The organism is Oceanobacillus sp. FSL W7-1281, from assembly GCF_037969835.1.
In the GTDB taxonomy this organism is placed as follows: Bacteria; Bacillota; Bacilli; order Bacillales; family Amphibacillaceae; genus Oceanobacillus; species Oceanobacillus oncorhynchi.
This window is the reverse complement of record NZ_CP150214.1, coordinates 1,793,730-1,812,223: the sequence shown is the minus strand read 5'-3', so window position 1 is coordinate 1,812,223 and position 18,494 is coordinate 1,793,730. Positions and strand designations below refer to the sequence as shown.

General features: G+C 40.7%; 15 protein-coding genes, 14 tRNA genes and 3 rRNA genes. 2 read left to right on the top strand and 30 right to left on the bottom strand.

Going from position 1 to position 18,494, the window contains the following annotated elements; all coding sequences use genetic code 11:
* Positions 1-44 precede the first annotated feature (44 nt).
* From MKX55_RS09025 to MKX55_RS09000, 6 genes are all read right to left on the bottom strand, one after another.
* Positions 45-572 (bottom strand): GNAT family N-acetyltransferase, encoded by a 528-nt coding sequence (locus tag MKX55_RS09025; protein WP_339237683.1) that lies wholly within the window; start codon positions 570-572, stop codon positions 45-47.
* 233 nt (positions 573-805) lie between these two features.
* Complete coding sequence (locus tag MKX55_RS09020) at positions 806-1,453, bottom strand: SDR family oxidoreductase (protein ID WP_339237680.1); 648 nt, start codon at positions 1,451-1,453, stop codon at positions 806-808.
* A 207-nt stretch (positions 1,454-1,660) separates the two neighbouring features.
* The gene (locus tag MKX55_RS09015) at positions 1,661-1,942 is read right to left on the bottom strand and encodes a hypothetical protein (RefSeq protein ID WP_339237678.1); all 282 of its coding nucleotides are present in this window, start codon (positions 1,940-1,942) and stop codon (positions 1,661-1,663) included.
* Between the two features lie 187 nt (positions 1,943-2,129).
* Positions 2,130-2,492 (bottom strand): hypothetical protein, encoded by a 363-nt coding sequence (locus tag MKX55_RS09010; protein ID WP_256706050.1) that lies wholly within the window; start codon positions 2,490-2,492, stop codon positions 2,130-2,132.
* Entirely contained in the window at positions 2,482-3,021 is a 540-nt protein-coding gene (locus tag MKX55_RS09005) for an acyl-CoA thioesterase (RefSeq protein WP_332093608.1), read from the bottom strand. The genes MKX55_RS09010 and MKX55_RS09005 overlap by 11 nt, the downstream gene beginning before the upstream one ends.
* A gap of 136 nt (positions 3,022-3,157) precedes the next feature.
* Positions 3,158-4,054 carry a LysR family transcriptional regulator gene (locus MKX55_RS09000; protein WP_339238479.1) on the bottom strand — a complete coding sequence of 299 codons (897 nt, stop codon included), beginning with the start codon at positions 4,052-4,054 and terminating at the stop codon, positions 3,158-3,160.
* 822 nt (positions 4,055-4,876) lie between these two features.
* On the opposite strand from MKX55_RS09000, the gene MKX55_RS08995 reads away from it, so the two are divergent.
* Positions 4,877-5,698, top strand: coding sequence for an Ltp family lipoprotein (locus tag MKX55_RS08995; RefSeq protein ID WP_339237675.1), 822 nt, complete (start codon positions 4,877-4,879; stop codon positions 5,696-5,698).
* A 487-nt stretch (positions 5,699-6,185) separates the two neighbouring features.
* Here the strand turns inward: MKX55_RS08995 and MKX55_RS08990 are convergent, their stop codons facing one another.
* The 21 genes from MKX55_RS08990 to MKX55_RS08890 form a co-directional block, all read right to left on the bottom strand.
* The gene (locus MKX55_RS08990; RefSeq protein ID WP_339237673.1) at positions 6,186-6,374 is read right to left on the bottom strand and encodes a hypothetical protein; all 189 of its coding nucleotides are present in this window, start codon (positions 6,372-6,374) and stop codon (positions 6,186-6,188) included.
* Between the two features lie 52 nt (positions 6,375-6,426).
* Positions 6,427-6,750, bottom strand: a complete 324-nt coding sequence (locus MKX55_RS08985; RefSeq protein WP_339237671.1) for a helix-turn-helix domain-containing protein — start codon at positions 6,748-6,750, stop codon at positions 6,427-6,429.
* 147 nt (positions 6,751-6,897) lie between these two features.
* Positions 6,898-7,878 carry a tyrosine-type recombinase/integrase gene (locus MKX55_RS08980; RefSeq protein ID WP_339237669.1) on the bottom strand — a complete coding sequence of 327 codons (981 nt, stop codon included), beginning with the start codon at positions 7,876-7,878 and terminating at the stop codon, positions 6,898-6,900.
* Between the two features lie 175 nt (positions 7,879-8,053).
* Positions 8,054-8,135, bottom strand: a tRNA-Leu gene (locus MKX55_RS08975).
* Between the two features lie 7 nt (positions 8,136-8,142).
* Positions 8,143-8,216: transfer RNA gene (locus MKX55_RS08970), tRNA-Cys, on the bottom strand.
* Between the two features lie 11 nt (positions 8,217-8,227).
* Positions 8,228-8,299, bottom strand: a tRNA-Gly gene (locus tag MKX55_RS08965).
* A gap of 5 nt (positions 8,300-8,304) precedes the next feature.
* Positions 8,305-8,379 (bottom strand) — tRNA-Gln (locus MKX55_RS08960).
* A gap of 41 nt (positions 8,380-8,420) precedes the next feature.
* Positions 8,421-8,493, bottom strand: a tRNA-His gene (locus MKX55_RS08955).
* A gap of 5 nt (positions 8,494-8,498) precedes the next feature.
* Positions 8,499-8,572, bottom strand: a tRNA-Trp gene (locus MKX55_RS08950).
* A gap of 15 nt (positions 8,573-8,587) precedes the next feature.
* Positions 8,588-8,673, bottom strand: a tRNA-Tyr gene (locus MKX55_RS08945).
* A gap of 13 nt (positions 8,674-8,686) precedes the next feature.
* Positions 8,687-8,759 (bottom strand) — tRNA-Phe (locus tag MKX55_RS08940).
* A gap of 23 nt (positions 8,760-8,782) precedes the next feature.
* A tRNA-Asp gene (locus tag MKX55_RS08935) sits at positions 8,783-8,859 on the bottom strand.
* Between the two features lie 4 nt (positions 8,860-8,863).
* Positions 8,864-8,940: transfer RNA gene (locus tag MKX55_RS08930), tRNA-Met, on the bottom strand.
* A gap of 21 nt (positions 8,941-8,961) precedes the next feature.
* A tRNA-Val gene (locus MKX55_RS08925) sits at positions 8,962-9,037 on the bottom strand.
* A gap of 3 nt (positions 9,038-9,040) precedes the next feature.
* A tRNA-Glu gene (locus MKX55_RS08920) sits at positions 9,041-9,115 on the bottom strand.
* Positions 9,116-9,130: 15 nt separating this feature from the next.
* A tRNA-Ser gene (locus tag MKX55_RS08915) sits at positions 9,131-9,222 on the bottom strand.
* 3 nt (positions 9,223-9,225) lie between these two features.
* Positions 9,226-9,300 (bottom strand) — tRNA-Asn (locus MKX55_RS08910).
* Between the two features lie 68 nt (positions 9,301-9,368).
* Positions 9,369-9,484 (bottom strand): 5S ribosomal RNA (gene rrf / locus MKX55_RS08905).
* Between the two features lie 129 nt (positions 9,485-9,613).
* Positions 9,614-12,535, bottom strand: a 23S ribosomal RNA gene (locus MKX55_RS08900).
* Positions 12,536-12,732: 197 nt separating this feature from the next.
* A 16S ribosomal RNA gene (locus MKX55_RS08895) occupies positions 12,733-14,294 on the bottom strand.
* The 16S, 23S and 5S rRNA genes sit together here with 14 tRNA genes alongside, the layout of an rRNA operon.
* A gap of 959 nt (positions 14,295-15,253) precedes the next feature.
* Positions 15,254-16,135, bottom strand: coding sequence for a nucleotidyltransferase-like protein (locus tag MKX55_RS08890; protein WP_339237666.1), 882 nt, complete (start codon positions 16,133-16,135; stop codon positions 15,254-15,256).
* A gap of 251 nt (positions 16,136-16,386) precedes the next feature.
* Here MKX55_RS08890 and MKX55_RS08885 point away from each other — a divergent pair, with 251 nt between their 5' ends.
* On the top strand, positions 16,387-16,758 hold the full coding sequence (locus MKX55_RS08885; RefSeq protein WP_339237664.1) for a YgzB family protein: 372 nt from the start codon (positions 16,387-16,389) through the stop codon (positions 16,756-16,758).
* Between the two features lie 127 nt (positions 16,759-16,885).
* Here the strand turns inward: MKX55_RS08885 and perR are convergent, their stop codons facing one another.
* From perR to bcp, 3 genes are all read right to left on the bottom strand, one after another.
* Entirely contained in the window at positions 16,886-17,332 is a 447-nt protein-coding gene (gene perR, locus MKX55_RS08880; RefSeq protein WP_042533451.1) for a peroxide-responsive transcriptional repressor PerR, read from the bottom strand.
* Positions 17,333-17,430: 98 nt separating this feature from the next.
* Positions 17,431-17,988, bottom strand: a complete 558-nt coding sequence (locus MKX55_RS08875) for a cob(I)yrinic acid a,c-diamide adenosyltransferase (protein WP_339237662.1) — start codon at positions 17,986-17,988, stop codon at positions 17,431-17,433.
* A 26-nt stretch (positions 17,989-18,014) separates the two neighbouring features.
* A complete protein-coding gene (bcp, locus tag MKX55_RS08870) occupies positions 18,015-18,488 on the bottom strand; it encodes a thioredoxin-dependent thiol peroxidase (protein WP_339238477.1) in 474 nt (157 codons plus the stop codon).
* Positions 18,489-18,494: the final 6 nt, after the last annotated feature.

Sequence of the window (18,494 nt, the reverse complement as noted above, 5' to 3'; positions counted from 1 at the left end):
TATCCTTAAAACCTTCCAGTATATTTGAATATATTTTTCAATATTCACTCCCATCCTGAAGTAAAAACAATATGCTCCGCACTATCTAAACCTGGGTGACGCAGCAGCCCGCTTTTTTCTGCAACCCTTAAAGAAGGTATGTTAGATGGACGAACTCTCGATATGATTGGTAAATCAGAAAGGTGTTCACGAGCTAAATACACAGAATGTCTGGCTAGCTCCGCAGCATAGCCTCTCCCCCAAACTTTGGGTGAAAATCTATAGTACAAGTTTAACACTTCGCGCCCTTGCCAATTTATATTTCTTACGCCTCCAATTCCTATTACATCCGAGCCCTTATGCTCAGAAATCATCCAATAACCGTATCCATGCGTTATCCAGTCCTTATTCCAAAGCTCTATCTTTTCCAGAGCTTCCTCTATGTTTTTCATTGGTCCAGAAGGCCGGTATGTATTTGTTTTGGGATCTCCTTCAATCTCAAGGACAGCATAAGCATCAGCTTCTGATGGCTTTCGAAGAATTAGATTTTCTGTTTTTACTTGTTCAAAGGCTTTTTTGATTAAAGCATTCATTATAAATCCCTCTCTTCTTTATACAGTATATTATTTTTTAAAATTCTAATTATTTAAATTGAAATGAAATGATACCATTATGCCCTCTTTATTTTTTTATTACCTCAAGCTGATATTAATTGCTCCCATATTAAAAGGCTATTTAACAAAGAAAGACCTGTGCCCATCTTTTACATAGCACAGGTCTTTCTAAATTTATTAAAAATCAAACTTGTATCTGACGTTTTTATTTATTACACCGACTGTATCGCTTCTTCAACAGCTGTCTGTCCACCTACTGCGCGGAATCTCTTGCCGATGGTTGTATCATTTTTCAAGCTGGTATAAATTACTTTCGCAATATCTTCCCGAGGGACTTCTCCCCGTTCCACATTAGCTCCAAGATTTACTTGATTAGTGCCAGGTTCATTCGTTAATAGTCCTGGATGAATAATGGTATAGTCTAAATCGGAGTTTAACAGCCACTCATCTGCATAGTGTTTCGCTACGACATAAGGCGCAAACGATTCAGGGGCTGATTGAATAGCTTCACGGCTGGTATCAAACGAACTAATCATGACAAAACGTTTAACATTCGCCTGTTCTGCCGCTTGAATGGTCTTCACCGCTCCATCCAAATCAATCATCAGGGTTTTATCCTTTCCAGTTTTCGGACCAGATCCAGCTGTGAATACGACCGCGTCTACACCCTCTGCTGCATTAGCAATTGCATCGACTTCATCCTCTAAGTTTACAATGGCCGTTTCTGCACCTAAATCTTTAAAATAATTCGCTTGTTCTTCCTTGCGAATCATCGCACGTGCCTGATCCCCATTGTCTTGAATCAGCTTAACCAGATGCTTCCCTATTTGTCCATTTGCTCCAACTACTAAGATATTCAACACACTCACCCTTTCTTTTTGACTTCTCCCTATTTATTGTAAAGGTTTCAGAATGAGATGTTAAATAATTGGATTGTGTAGAAAAGTCTGCTGGGTAGTCATATAGATTTCGTCTGAATCTCTCACTGACGTTTATCAAATTCACAAGATTAAACTAAGAAAGCTGCTCAGGATTTTTCATCTTATTTTCCCTGCTTTTACTCCTTCTCACGCCTCACCCATACCAAAGCCCAATAAAAGCAAATAAACAAGTGCTCCTGTTAAGATGAGAGAAATTATCAATCCAAATACGGCAACAACCTTTTTTTCATTCTTTTTAAAAAGAGCAGCTACACTTAAGATGATTGATAACGGAGCGCCAATAAATTGGGCAAGGAGTACAGTTTGAGCTAATACTAATGGTTCTATATCAGCCACGGCAAACAATAATAGAAATAACAGTATAGGTAGCCCGAGTGATAGATAACTGATCCAAGAATACTTTTTCATCAAGAAAGCCTCCATTCTTCGTAAAGCCTGATAGATATTTCATAGAACAGCTAATTTAATTAAAGGAATATTATCAAATTATTTTAACATAAAGCTGCTGATATAATCATGACTATTTTATTTACGTGCCCACAATCGCAAAAACAGGGCTTATCACTCCAAACAACATGGTGATAAGCCCTGGCTGCTATTTAATGATTGTATTGACCTGAATAAGCTCTGGCTTTGCCCCGAGCACTAGCAGAAATACTTGTGAATAGGAAACTTGTTCTAAACGCTGCAGGATAGACAGCAATTTTTCAAAATCCTTTTGCTCTTTTAATAAATTCACTTCTTTCTGATAAAGGTGTATAACAGACTCCCGAATAAAAGGAGGTTTGGTTGCTTCTTCATTTCTTACTAATAGTTCCCCTAAATATTTATAAGGAATCTGCAACTGTCTAGTCAGACTCACGATATGCTGTAAATGCTCATACAATTCTCTGTAATCCCTTTGAAGCTGATCAAGCTCTTCCTCTATAAGATATAAACTATTTATATTAACAAACATAGATATCTCCTCTTTCCCATGGTTTTTCCAAACCAATAATTTGTGTCAGCTCTTTACTGTGTTCTCTTCGCTTCCGGCGCATCGCTGCCCGCTTTTCGCCAGATTCATATAAGAATTTTTCTTCTGCTGATTCCGGTACAATGGGTGCTACTTTCACAGCCTTTTTGTTGCTGTCCAGGGCAACAAAGGTAAGAAAAGCAGTGGCAGCAATTTTTCTCTCCCCTGTAATCATATCCTCGGCAATCACCTTACAAAAAATCTCCATCGATGTATTGCCTGTATAGGAAACAAAGGATTCAATACATACCGAATCAGACTGACGAATCGGATGAAGAAAATCAATTGAGTCCGTAGAGGCTGTGACACATTCCTTCACTCTGGCATGCCTTCTTGCAGAAAGCGTAGCATTATTATCTAATTTCTTCATCAATACACCTCCAAAGAGGGTATTGTAATTATTTAAATCATTGATTAGCACTTGATCCGTACTAACTACTCTGCTTTCGTTTGGATGTTTATAACTGTTCATATTTCAAGTGTTCCCTTCCTTAATAAAATTGCTTTATTTTTAACTCTATACTTATCTTAAATCCTATCGTTCTATAATAAAAATAGTTATTCTTTATTTGAACTATAGATGAAATCTATGGAAGCGCCATATTTAATTATTTTTTGCCGTCTTTAAACATCAATTGTTCCTGCATAAACTTCAGCCACTCTTTGGTAACAAAGGAGGTATAGCTATTCTTCTTCCAAATAATTGCTAATTGCCATAAAATCGAAGGATCCGCAATTTCAATACTGACAACGTCTTCCTTTAGCGTGTCAATAATACTTGCCGGGAGAATACTTACCCCAAGGCTTGCCGTAATCATCTGTTCGATAAAGTACCACTGTGAGCTCTCCGCAATCACCTTAGGAATAAAACCAGCAGTCTTACACGCCTCGGTTATACGATCATTTAAGATGAAATCTTCACTAAATAAAATAAAATCATCATCCTTTAATTCAATAAGACTTACTTTCTCCCTATCAGCAAATTTATGAGAACGCGGGACCACCAATTTCAACTGCTCCTCAAGCAGAAAAAATTGATGAAAGGTATCCGTATCTGTCGGCAGCACCGTAATACCGACATCGACCTCATCATTAATGATGCTCTCTTCAATCCGCTTACTGCCACTTTCTAATAATTCAAAGCTGATATCCGGATAGCTCTCATGAAACTCTCCAAGCGTGTGAATAAACAGCTTTACATTCATAATCGGAGGCAGCCCTATTTTAATATGCCCCTGCTTCATTCCTAACAAATTATTCATTTCTGTCGGAAGATTTTCATATAACCTGACAATTTCTTTTGCCTGCTGTAAAAACGCTTTTCCCGCATCAGTAAGCACCATTTGCCGTTTATGACGGTCAAATAATTCCATTCCTAATTCTGCTTCTAGATCCCGTAAAAGCTTACTAATCGTAGGCTGTGAAATATACAGCTTTTCTGATGCCTTAGTCATGCTGCCAGTTTTGACGATTTCTATAAAATAAATCATGTGTTTAATCTCCATCATTTACCCTCTTTCCGAATCAAAATAGTTATTTTAAGTTTATCATTTAAAGGATTGACATAACCATCCATATATTACAAATAAGCATTGAATGTGTGTAAGGAAGTTTTTTACTTATCTTGGAGAAATTATTTTCTTAATTATATCGCTTATACATAATAGATAGGAGTAAAACTAAATATCATGATTTGCAGAACTTATGATATGTTTGTTGTATTTCAAGACTAACATCTTTTTTTCACTCTTTTGTTACATAGATTTATCAGTATCAGTTCAGAAGGGAAATTCGTATCTTAAAAAATATGATTGGTGACATAATTTTTTTAAAGGAGTAAACACTCATGATAATAAGACAGAATAATTTTTATGAAGTAAATTATAAACGATTATTGAGGTTTTTAACCGTATTCTTTGTATAGTAAACTTAAATGAAGTGTTTTAGGAGGTTTCTTTATTATGTACAAACATACGTTGCATTCTATTCATTCTCAAGTAAATAACAAAAAACAAAGTGATGAAAGCACTGATAGTGTAGCATACTCTTTTTTTGAATTGTATTGATTTTTTGAACAGTTTGTGTCCAGATTAGATGAATTAATGTTAAGTGAGACAGACAATTAATGTGTGATGATCTCTTATTAAAAACTCCTCTAACATCTTCAAAAGAGTTATAGATTATAAAAATTGAAGTCCACAACAGAACAACTTATTTTTAATTCTAATGATAGGAAAAATTTCTAGGTATTTCTAATTTTATCTAGACTTTCTTAGTCTAGATGGTTTATGCTAACTATATATCTAGTAAAAAAGGGGAAATTAGTTATGAAGGAAAAAAGAAAAAAGTCTATTTTTAAAAAATGGTGGTTTTGGATTGTTGTTGTTTTAGTTATCGGAGCAGTTGGGGCAAATATGGATGAAGAAGATACTGCTACAGACAACGAACTGGAATCTGTTCAAGCAGAAGAAGAAAGCGAATCAACTGATCAAAATGAAGAAGATGACTCAGATAAAGAAGATGCAGCAGAGGCAACGGATACCTCAAACGATACGGATACTGAGGAAAGTACGGAAGAGGAAGAAACAGAAGCTGCAAATACATCAAGTGATACAGATGCTGATGAGGATATGGAAGAAGAAAATACAGACTCAGAGCAAACAGAAGCAGAAGAAACAAATACAGATGATGATGTTCCAGCTGAACACAAAGCTGCATTAAATTCAGCTGAAAACTATTCAGATATAATGGCTATGTCTAAAGCAGGTATTTTTGACCAGCTTACTTCTGAATATGGCGATCAATTTCCAGAAGATGCAGCGCAATATGCAATTGATAATATCGAAGTAGACTGGAATGAGAATGCATTGAATTCAGCTGAAAATTATAGTGAAACAATGCATATGTCTAAAGCAGGTATATATGATCAACTAACTTCCGAATATGGAGAACAATTCACTGAAGAGGAAGCTCAATACGCTGTGGACAATATGGAAGCAGATTGGAATGAGAATGCACTGGAATCAGCCAAAACATATCAAGATTCAATGGATATGTCCTATGAAGCAATCAGGGATCAATTAACTTCTGAGTATGGGGAACAATTCACTCAAGAGGAAGCAGATTACGCTGTGGAGAATTTGGATTAATTTAGAAAACAAAAATATTTTTTCAGGGCACTACAAGACATCAATTTACAGAATCAATAACATGACACGAATCTCCCTCTGCTGACAATATTGTTAACAGAGGGGATTTTTAATAAATTCTGTATATTGTGGGAGACCATCATATTGAAATAAATGGAACAATCAAAGTGGAAAATGCACAAAAAAAGTGTCATAAATCCTTATTTTATAGCGTTCTTGCTTGTGCATTGCACATCTAAAAATTATGGAGAGGAATTTAATCATACTACAAAAAATGAACGTTAATACTTTCCTTACTTTAATTACTTATTTCATAGATTTCTCTTATACCTTTGATAGTATTCTTTTAGAGAATATAATTAAGTCTGTATAAAGTAAGTCTGTATAACGTTCATTTCCTGAACTATCTCAAGTATATTTATTGAACCATGATAGTTCATTTTCTGAACTGGTTAATCCTCATTCTTGTGACTTTGGGGTACAATTATTAAACCTCTCTCGAAAGTCTTGCCAAGTCTTTAAGTGAAAGGTTCTCCATATTGCCATAATCCTTAGGTAAAATCTGTTTTGATTGAATTTGCTGTTGTTCCTGTTCCTGTCTATTTTGTTGGTGGTGTTGGTAACGTTTCTTATCCTGTTCGGCTGTTTCCATTAGCTTAGTTTCAAATTCTTTCAATAGTTCCACCTTATCAGGAACAACACTATATAATTCACCTTTACTTAACGGTTTAAAGACAATATATATTATTCCCCCTACTTGTCTTACTTTTCTCTATTAGTCCAACTTCTTCCAATGTATTAAGGCTATTATGAATAGTTGCTTTACTTCTTATATGCGTAAAATTCATTAGTTCGGTAATGGTGGGAAAAGCATAACCATAGTTTTCATTATAAAGCTGTAATAACTTTACATAAACGACTAGGTCAGTATGGGTAATTAAATCTAACTGAACATAATCAAATAATTCCATTGGCGTTTGTTCAAAGTTTTCTTTAACATTCCCTTTGCAAATGATACCTGTTCCTTTTACTGTTGTGTTAGTGTTTGACATTTTAATCATTCCTTTTCTGTTTATTTTAATGGTTCATTTTTTGAACCTTACATGTACTTACTTGCAGAAAAAGAATTAAATAGGACAAAGAGAATAAAAAAACCGCCAAGCATCCGTTAGCCTGACAGCTTTTTTCAAAAACCTTTATTATTTCAATGTTTTTAATGGAGAAAAGTTTTTATGACTTTCTCTAACATCATTACCGAATAAATTAACATAAATTTTCACAACTTCCATGCTGGTATGTCCTAGGATGGTTTGTAATTCAAAAATATTAGCACCTTGCTGGACGCTTAGTTTTGCGAACGTATGACGAAATGTGTGTGGGCTACAACGAACATTTTTTATTTTTGCCATATCACCATATTTAATAATTCTTTGCTGTATGCCCCTCTTAGTTAGCCTCGTTCCGTCAATGGTTACAAATATAGCTTCACTTTCAACGTATCCACGAATAGCAATGTATTTTTTTAATTGTTGTTTCATTTGCTTTTGAAAGGGCACTAGTCGTTCCCTATAGCTTTTTGCGTTTCTGATACAGATTAAATCATCTTCCCAGCGTATATCATTTAATGACAGACCTTCTAATTCATTCACACGTATTCCAGTTTCTAGCATTAACATCATAATAGTATAATCACGAACACCTGTAAATGTCTTTAAGTCAGGCTGTCGAAACAATTTTTTAAGCTGTTCTTTGGTGAATGTCGCTATCACCGTTTTTCTATCCTTCAACAGTTTTATATTTTCCATTGGATTTTTGGGAACATGCTTATGTTTATACAGAAAATTAAAGAAGGCACGTAAAGCCCTTAACCTTGTATTGATGGATACAACCTTGTTACCTTTATAATTTTTCATATATAGAATAACATTTTCCTTTATGTGTTCCTCAGTGAAGTTATAAGGTTTTAATTCCGCAATATTTATTCCTTGTGCTGATAGTGAATTAAGAAATGCCTTAAACTCGTTCATGTAATACTGAATAGTATGTGGTCTTAGATTTCTTAACTCACAATCCTTAACAATTAATTCAATGGCGTCCTTAAATGTTTCTACATAAGATTTAGTTTCCTTTTCTAAAACTGTTAATTCTCTTTCATCTAGAATATTTTTTCGTCTTGCCATTTAGCTAATTCCCCTTTCACCTGTGAACACGACCCTGTGAACACGATTTGAAGTAATTTTGTCGTGTAAAAAACTAACTAAATTCAAATAAAAAACGCCCACCTACAATACTGTAGATAGACGTAAAAACGTTGATATTACTTAATTCTTCTGTAATTAACGATAGAAAAAATAATACCGGTGGTCGGGGTCGAACCGACACTCCTTACGGAACACGATTTTGAGTCGTGCGCGTCTGCCAATTCCGCCACACCGGCATGTGTTTGGAGGCGGTAACCGGATTTGAACCGGTGATAAAGGTTTTGCAGACCTCTGCCTTACCACTTGGCTATACCGCCATTTATTCTAGAGCGGAAGACGGGATTCGAACCCGCGACCCCCACCTTGGCAAGGTGGTGTTCTACCACTGAACTACTTCCGCAAAAATGGCTGGGCCACCAGGATTCGAACCTGGGGTACACGGGATCAAAACCCGATGCCTTACCGCTTGGCTATGGCCCAACGATTCTATTATTGATTTATGTAGTATTAAATAAAAAAGGGGCGACCGGTGGGGATCGAACCCACGTGTGCCGGAGCCACAATCCGGTGCGTTAACCACTTCGCCACGACCGCCATATTGGCAGGGGTAGTAGGAATCGAACCCACATCAAAGGTTTTGGAGACCTTCGTTTTGCCGTTAAACTATACCCCTATGATATTTTATAAATGGTGGAGGGAGTAGGACTCGAACCTACGAACCCGATGGGAGCGGATTTACAGTCCGCCGCGTTTGGCCAACTTCGCTATCCCTCCACTAAATGAAAGGTGGCTCGGGACGGAATCGAACCGCCGACACAAGGATTTTCAGTCCTCTGCTCTACCGACTGAGCTACCAAGCCAAATCTTATTTCAAATGTTTAAGTGGCGGTCCGGACGGGACTCGAACCCGCGACCTCCTGCGTGACAGGCAGGCATTCTAACCAACTGAACTACCGGACCATTTTGGTTGCGGGGGTAGGATTTGAACCTACGACCTTTGGGTTATGAGCCCAACGAGCTGCCAGACTGCTCCACCCCGCGATATGAATTTAAGAACTTACATGGTGGAGGATGCAGGGCTCGAACCTGCGACCCCCTGCTTGTAAGGCAGGTGCTCTCCCAGCTGAGCTAATCCTCCATTTGGTGACCCGTACGGGATTCGAACCCGTGTTACCGCCGTGAAAGGGCGGTGTCTTAACCGCTTGACCAACGGGCCATGTAATAGTTTAAATGGCGGAGAGCGAGGGATTCGAACCCTCGAAGCCGCGATAGCGGCTTACACGATTTCCAATCGTGCTCCTTCGGCCTCTCGGACAGCTCTCCATATGGCTCCACAGGTAGGATTCGAACCTACGACCGATCGGTTAACAGCCGATTGCTCTACCACTGAGCTACTGTGGAATAATTCCATAATATTAAAGAAAGAAGTAATTCGCTTGTCCTTAAGGACTTCATAAGAGAATACTCTTGCCTGGCAACGTCCTACTCTCGCAGGGGGAAGCCCCCAACTACCATTGGCGCTGAAGAACTTAACTTCTGTGTTCGGCATGGGAACAGGTGTGACCTCTTCGCTCTCGCCACCAGACAATGTTTTAAAAATCAGTAACAATCAATATTATAATCGTTTTTGAGAAAAAATCAAGTACTAATTTTAAAAAATATGTAAGAATTTGCACCCTGAAAACTAAATAAGAGTAACGTGACATGAAAAAACTTAGATAAGTCCTCAATCGATTAGTATCCGTCAGCTGCACGTGTCGCCACGCTTCCACCTCGGACCTATCAACCTCATCGTCTCTGAGGGATTTTACTCACTTAAAGTGATGGGAAGTTTCATCTTGAGGGGGGCTTCATGCTTAGATGCTTTCAGCACTTATCCTTACCACACGTAGCTACCCAGCAATGCTCCTGGCGGAACAACTGGTACACCAGCGGTGTGTCCATCCCGGTCCTCTCGTACTAAGGACAGCTCCTCTCAAACTTCCAACGCCCACGACGGATAGGGACCGAACTGTCTCACGACGTTCTGAACCCAGCTCGCGTACCGCTTTAATGGGCGAACAGCCCAACCCTTGGGACCGACTACAGCCCCAGGATGCGATGAGCCGACATCGAGGTGCCAAACCTCCCCGTCGATGTGAACTCTTGGGGGAGATAAGCCTGTTATCCCCGGGGTAGCTTTTATCCGTTGAGCGATGGCCCTTCCATGCGGAACCACCGGATCACTAAGCCCGACTTTCGTCCCTGCTCGACTTGTAGGTCTCGCAGTCAAGCTCCCTTCTGCCTTTACACTCTTCGAATGATTTCCAACCATTCTGAGGGAACCTTTGGGCGCCTCCGTTACCTTTTAGGAGGCGACCGCCCCAGTCAAACTGCCCGCCTGACACTGTCTCCGAACCGGATCACGGTCCTGGGTTAGAATGGTCATACAGTTAGGGTGGTATCCCACGGATGCCTCCACGTAAGCTGGCGCTCACGCTTCAAAGGCTCCCACCTATCCTGTACAAACTGCACAAACATTCCATATCAGGCTACAGTAAAGCTCCACGGGGTCTTTCCGTCCTGTCGCGGGTAATGCGCATCTTCACGCATAGTATAATTTCACCGGGTCTCTCGTTGAGACAGTGCCCAAGTCGTTGCACCTTTCGTGCGGGTCGGAACTTACCCGACAAGGAATTTCGCTACCTTAGGACCGTTATAGTTACGGCCGCCGTTTACTGGGGCTTCGGTTCAAAGCTTCGCTCCGAAGAGCTAACTCTTCCCCTTAACCTTCCAGCACCGGGCAGGTGTCAGCCCCTATACTTCGCCTTTCGGCTTCGCAGAGACCTGTGTTTTTGCTAAACAGTCGCTTGGGCCTATTCACTGCGGCTCACTCACAAGTGAGCACCCCTTCTCCCGAAGTTACGGGGTCATTTTGCCGAGTTCCTTAACGAGAGTTCTCCCGCTCACCTTAGGATTCTCTCCTCGCCTACCTGTGTCGGTTTGCGGTACGGGCACCTATGATCTAACTAGAGGCTTTTCTTGGCAGTGTGAAATCAGGAACTTCGGTACTCTATTTCCCTCCCCGTCACAGCTCAGAATCATGTCAGACGGATTTGCCTGTCTGACTTCCTCGCATGCTTGGACGCACATCCATCGGTGCGCACTCCTTATCCTCCTGCGTCCCCCCATTGCTCAAACAATCATGAGGTGGTACAGGAATATCAACCTGTTGTCCATCGCCTACGCCTGTCGGCCTCGGCTTAGGTCCCGACTAACCCTGAGAGGACGAGCCTTCCTCAGGAAACCTTAGGCATTCGGTGAAAGAGATTCTCACTCTTTTTTCGCTACTCATACCGGCATTCTCACTTCAAAGCGCTCCACCAGTCCTCACGGTCTGACTTCACTGCACTTTGAACGCTCTCCTACCATTGTTCGTAAGAACAATCCGCAGCTTCGGTGATACGTTTAGCCCCGGTACATTTTCGGCGCAGCGTCACTCGACCAGTGAGCTATTACGCACTCTTTCAATGATGGCTGCTTCTAAGCCAACATCCTGGTTGTCTGTGCAACGCCACATCCTTTTCCACTTAACGTATACTTTGGGACCTTAGCTGGCGGTCTGGGCTGTTTCCCTTTCGACTATGAACCTTATCACCCATAGTCTGACTCCCAAGTGTAAGTAACTGGCATTCGGAGTTTGACTGAATTCGGTAACCCGGTAGGGGCCCCTAGTCCAATCAGTGCTCTACCTCCAGTACTCTCTATCTTGAGGCTAGCCCTAAAGCTATTTCGGAGAGAACCAGCTATCTCTGTGTTCGATTGGAATTTCACCGCTACCCACACCTCATCCCCGCATTTTTCAACATACGTGGGTTCGGGCCTCCAGTCAGTGTTACCTGACCTTCACCCTGGACATGGGTAGATCACACAGTTTCGGGTCTACGACCGCATACTCATTCGCCCTGTTCAGACTCGCTTTCGCTACGGCTCCGTGTCTTCCACTTAACCTTGCATACGATCGTAACTCGCCGGTCCATTCTACAAAAGGTACGCCGTCACCCATTAACGGGCTTCGACTACTTGTAGGCACACGGTTTCAGGTTCTATTTCACTCCCCTCCCGGGGTGCTTTTCACCTTTCCCTCACGGTACTGGTTCACTATCGGTCACTAGGGAGTATTTAGCCTTGGGAGATGGTCCTCCCGGATTCCGACGGAATTCCACGTGTTCCGCCGTACTCAGGATACACTCCGGAGGAAATTCTTTTTCGATTACAGGGCTGTTACCCTCTTTGGCTGACCTTTCCAGGTCGATTCATCTAAAGAATTTCTTTGTCACTCCAATGGAATGTCCTACAACCCCAAGAAGCAAGCTTCTTGGTTTGGGCTCTTTCCGTTTCGCTCGCCGCTACTCAGGAAATCGATGTTTCTTTCTCTTCCTCCAGGTACTGAGATGTTTCAGTTCCCCGGGTCTGCCTCACCTATCCTATGTATTCAGATAGATGTACTGTTCCATTACGAACAGTGGGTTCCCCCATTCGGAAATCCTCGGATATAACGTTTACTTACAACTCCCCGAGGCATATCGGTGTTAGTCCCGTCCTTCATCGGCTCCTAGTGCCAAGGCATCCACCGTGCGCCCTTATTCACTTAACTAAAGTTTTTGAATAAGATGGCTGATTACAGAATGTAATCAGTTGTGTCGCTATATCAATAGCTTTTTTGCCTTATTTTTAAAGTTTGATGTCGTTGTTACTCTTATTTAGTTTTCAAGGTACAAGCTTCCTTTGAGAGAATTGCTCTCTCAAAACTGAACCAAACAACCACGTACGAATTCCGTTATATATCCTTAGAAAGGAGGTGATCCAGCCGCACCTTCCGATACGGCTACCTTGTTACGACTTCACCCCAATCATTCGTCCCACCTTCGGCGGCTGGCTCCAAAAGGTTACCTCACCGACTTCGGGTGTTACGAACTCTCGTGGTGTGACGGGCGGTGTGTACAAGACCCGGGAACGTATTCACCGCGGCATGCTGATCCGCGATTACTAGCGATTCCGGCTTCATGCAGGCGAGTTGCAGCCTGCAATCCGAACTGAGAACGGTTTTATGGGATTTGCTGGACCTCGCGGGTTCGCTTCCCTTTGTTCCGTCCATTGTAGCACGTGTGTAGCCCAGGTCATAAGGGGCATGATGATTTGACGTCATCCCCACCTTCCTCCGGTTTGTCACCGGCAGTCACCTTAGAGTGCCCAACTGAATGCTGGCAACTAAGATTAAGGGTTGCGCTCGTTGCGGGACTTAACCCAACATCTCACGACACGAGCTGACGACAACCATGCACCACCTGTCACTTTGTCCCCGAAGGGAAAACTCTATCTCTAGAGTGGTCAAAGGATGTCAAGACCTGGTAAGGTTCTTCGCGTTGCTTCGAATTAAACCACATGCTCCACCGCTTGTGCGGGTCCCCGTCAATTCTTTTGAGTTTCAGCCTTGCGGCCGTACTCCCCAGGCGGAGTGCTTAATGCGTTAACTTCAGCACTAAGGGGCGGAAACCCCCTAACACCTAGCACTCATCGTTTACGGCGTGGACTACCAGGGTATCTAATCCTGTTCGCTCCCCACGCTTTCGCTCCTCAGCGTCAGTTACAGACCAGAGAGTCGCCTTCGCCACTGGTGTTCCTCCACATCTCTACGCATTTCACCGCTACACGTGGAATTCCACTCTCCTCTTCTGCACTCAAGTCCTCCAGTTTCCAATGCACGTTTGCGGTTGAGCCGCAAGATTTCACATCAGACTTAAAGAACCGCCTGCGAGCGCTTTACGCCCAATAATTCCGGACAACGCTTGCCACCTACGTATTACCGCGGCTGCTGGCACGTAGTTAGCCGTGGCTTTCTGGTCAGGTACCGTCAAGGTACGATCAGTTACTATCATACTTGTTCTTCCCTGACAACAGAGTTTTACGATCCGAAAACCTTCATCACTCACGCGGCGTTGCTCCGTCAGACTTTCGTCCATTGCGGAAGATTCCCTACTGCTGCCTCCCGTAGGAGTCTGGGCCGTGTCTCAGTCCCAGTGTGGCCGATCACCCTCTCAGGTCGGCTACGCATCGTCGCCTTGGTGAGCCGTTACCTCACCAACTAGCTAATGCGCCGCAGGCCCATCTGTAAGTGACAGCAAAAGCCGCCTTTCAACTTTCCATCAGGTGATAGAAAGTGTTATCCGGTATTAGCTCGCGTTTCCGCGAGTTATCCCAGTCTTACAGGCAGGTTGCCTACGTGTTACTCACCCGTCCGCCGCTCGTTCCACGAACTTCCCTCCGAAGAGTTCCGTTCGCTTCCCGCGCTCGACTTGCATGTATTAGGCACGCCGCCAGCGTTCGTCCTGAGCCAAGATCAAACTCTCCATAAAAGTGTTTGAAACTTTAGCTTTCAGAAGTCAACTTCTGACTTATTTTTTAAGAAAAACGAGGTGTTTTTCTTCTTTCGTACTGGTTGTTTTGTTCAGTTTTCAAAGAGCAATTTGTATTGCTTCGCTTCAAGCAGCGACTCTATTAATATAACATGAAAGCAAATTCGCTGTCAACAACTTTTTTTATTTCATGTTAGCTGAGCGCCCGCTCAAATCAGCAACGAAATTAACTTTACCATGCTAAAAATAGAAAGTCAACGATTAATTTAAAATTTATCCGAAGTGGATTTTAAAAATAGCTTCATATTGAGGAACTGTAAGTTTAACAAATGGTATATAACGAAACAAAACGTTGCCATACCAGCTTTCAGAGAGTTCACCTTACATATTACAGCAATGGAGAATATACTTATTCTTTTTATTGCTATTTTGTTTTTTAATCCTTTTCTCTTTGCAGATGTTCCTTTATAAAGAAACAAATGGACAGTAAATAACTCCGTTCTTTTTAACTTTTCTTCTTACCATTTTAAAAAGCAGATGAAAAACAGTCCAAATTTTCTTTTCATCAAAAAACAAGTTACACTCTCTCCACACTTCAAGCATAGTCAGGGACACCTTTAAAATATAAATTTGTAATAAGAAGTCTTGCTCCCTTTCTAAGTTATTGTAATCACCAATTAGTTGTTACTCTTTTTTATCGGGGATTCCATTCAAATTCTCAGTACTGCTTATACAGTAAATCATTATTCAGCGCGTTTTTTACATTCTATACTGAATAATGAAGAAAAAGTTCCCTCTTCTATAATCTTATCCATCCCCAGATTCCTTTTATTCTAAAATAATCTTCTGCGAATATGAGATTATGATAGTAGAAACCAAAAATTACTTACGCTACAATTTCAAAAATTGCAGAATAAGTAATTTGTTTTCTTTCCGGAATGCTCCATTTAGAATCATCATTATACTTCTTCTAACTTCTTTACTTTATACATTCTCTGAAACACCTCAGGATTTTTGGTAGCGACAAGTTTCATATCAATAATATCCTTCTCTTCTAAATAAGAAATAATCGCATGTAAATCCAGACTGTAGTGTTCAATCTCCGGTAAGTCTTTAATCGAAGCATAGGACCAATAGTCCTCTTCTTTATTTAATAAATTTAACAAATGTGTTGAAGCAGATTCCGCTTTATTCAACAGGACAAAATCCATTGCTATCAGCATAAGCTCAATTCTTTTTTCTAAATTCTCTGTGCTGTCCATTAACTTTTCATATAATTTGTAGACCTCTAAATCAATCCTCTTTACCTGGTTCCAGACAGTTACTTCTGGATAATAGCCCTGATCAATTACGGACAATCTTGCTAAATAATGAAGTGCATTTAATATTTTACTGTAAGAATCCATCACTTCTTTTGCTTCATATAATGCTTTTCCTTCACTATAGTTTTTTAGAAGCTTTCCAAAGTCAATTATTTTTCTGAGTGTACGTTTATCCTTTGGAAAAGATTGAAGCTCATCTTTTAATTCTTTTATAAATTCATTTCTGTCGTAGGCTTTTCTTCCATAAATCACCCATTCTGCCGCACGCCGATATCCGCTCGTATCAATCCAATCCATCAGAAGCGATTTCGTTACCATATGCATTGCTACGGTCTGACCGTTTACTTCATAATGTTTAACAAACCAATCGACTTCTTGTTTTTCGACAATAATCAATAAGATACTATCAAATTCATCCGTAATTGGATGATCAAAAAGTGATTTCTCCACAATAAGTATTCCTAATGTATTTGGATTGCTTGCATGCTCCTGGTAAATCATTCTTTGAAAATTCTCCATGTTAATTGTTGCCTCCCTGTTTTGCCTCTAATAAACATAATTCGATATATACTTTAAAAAAACCTTTTTTGCATCGTAAAGAAAGGATAAAATTTTAATTTTTGATTTTCGCCGGGACCGGCAATACACCATACCGGATTAAACGGAAACAGATCGGAGCCATTGTATGGCTTATCTCGCTAAGTTTTCTTTATAATTCATTCTTCTAATATTCTATGATATACTAAATTTGAAACTTAAGGGGGATTTAAATGGCGAAACAATTAACTTATTCAAGTAAAATAAATAAAATACGCACCTTTGCCTTAATCCTTGTGTTTGCTGGTATCTTAATCATGTATGGTGGACTTATGGTTCGTAATATTCAGTGGCTGATGCTCGCTCTGTTTATATTGGGCGTACTGATGATTGTATTGAGCTGTGTTGTATACATATGGATTGGCACCTTATCCTTGAGAGCGGTTCCTGTCGTTTGTCCAAACTGTGAGAAGCCTACAAAAATGTTAGGGCGTGTAGATGCATGCATGCATTGCAAAGAACCGCTGACTTTGGATAAGAACTTAGAAGGTAAAAATTTTGATGAACGGTATAATCATCGCAAATTCCGTGAAGAAAACAAATAATAAAAAGGCACCATGCTTCGGAGGATTTCGTTAAAGGAACATCCCGCAAACATGGCGCTTTTTTATATAATAATTAAAAATCGGCCTCGCCTGCTTGCTTACCAGCGAACCCGATTTTTAACATTCTTCACTGTTCATTTGCTGCCTGCTGCTCTTTGCAGGCATTGCATGTACCATAAACCTCCAGGCGGTGATGGCTTACATCAAAACCAGTCACCTGTTCAGCCAGTGATTCCACTTCCTCTAAAGAAGGATAGTGAAAATCAACAATCTTCCCACACTGATTGCAAATGATATGATAATGATCTGAGGTATTACAGTCAAATCTGCTCGAAGCATCTCCATATGTGAGTTCTCTAACCAGTCCGATATCTTTTAATACACGTAAATTATTATAAACGGTCGCAACACTCATATTGGGAAATTTACCTTCAAGTGCTTTATATATATCATCCGCAGTCGGGTGAGTCATTGAATTAAGCAAATACTCCAGCACGGCGTGTCGTTGTGGTGTAATCCGGACGCCTGACTTTTTCAAAGTATCGATTGCTTGCCGTAATTTAACTTCAGACACCCTAAACACCTCTCTTCCCAATTAATAATATTATTAGATTATAATTCTTATAATTAGTGTATCGCCCTGTGTGCATAATGTCAATTAATTCACGTTTATCAAACATCCACATGAAGAGACTTTTCATCTCCGCCAAGCTGCTGATTGGCATACCTGGCAGCAACAAACAAATAATCAGACAGCCGGTTTAAATAAACGAAAACAAGCTTATTATCCACTTCATCTTCTAATCCTACAGTCAAACGCTCTGCCCGCCTTGCTACAGTACGCGCGTGATGAAGGGCACTCGCTGCTCTGTGGCCAGAGGGAAGGATAAAATTCTTTAAAGGTTCAAGTGATTGTTCCCATTCATCAATCTGTTTTTCCATCTCATCAATATGCTTCTGCTCAAGCTTCCAATAAACTTCCTTCCCCTTTGGCGTCGATAATTCTGCACCAACATGAAAAAGAATGGTCTGTACGCGGTGCAGCTGATCAAGAAAAGCAGCCTTTTTATCCCAATCCGTTTCTTCGATATAGCTTACCGCCAAGCCAATACTGGAATTCACTTCATCGCATGTCCCATACGCCTCTACTCTTAGGTGATTCTTTGGTACACGTTGTCCATAGACTAACGATGTCTGTCCTTTATCTCCCGATCTGGTATAGATTCGCAAGCTGCTCCACCCCAATCCCTCTATTTTTAATTCGCTGTGTTTTCCTTTAAATAATTTAACGCATCCACAACATGATCTTTAACCCGGACCTTACGATATTCTTTAATTAGCTTTCCTTCTTTATCTAAAATAAATGTAGAGCGCTCAATACCATAATATTCCTTGCCAAAGTTTTTCTTTAGCTTCCATACTCCAAATTGGTCAGCTGCCTGATGATTTTCATCAGAAAGCAAGGTAAATGGCAGTTCATGCTTGTCGATAAACTTTTGATGACGTGCTTCCGGATCCGGGCTGACCCCGACAATAACTGCATCCAGCTCGCTAAAGCTTTCATGATGGTCTCTGAAATCACATGCTTCTGTGGTGCATCCTGGTGTCATATCTTTTGGATAAAAATATAAAACAACGTACTTTCCTTGAAAATCTGATAAGCTGACTTGTTCCCCATTCTGATCGGGCAGGGTAAAATCATTTACTTTTGTTCCTAATTCGAATTGCATCCAATC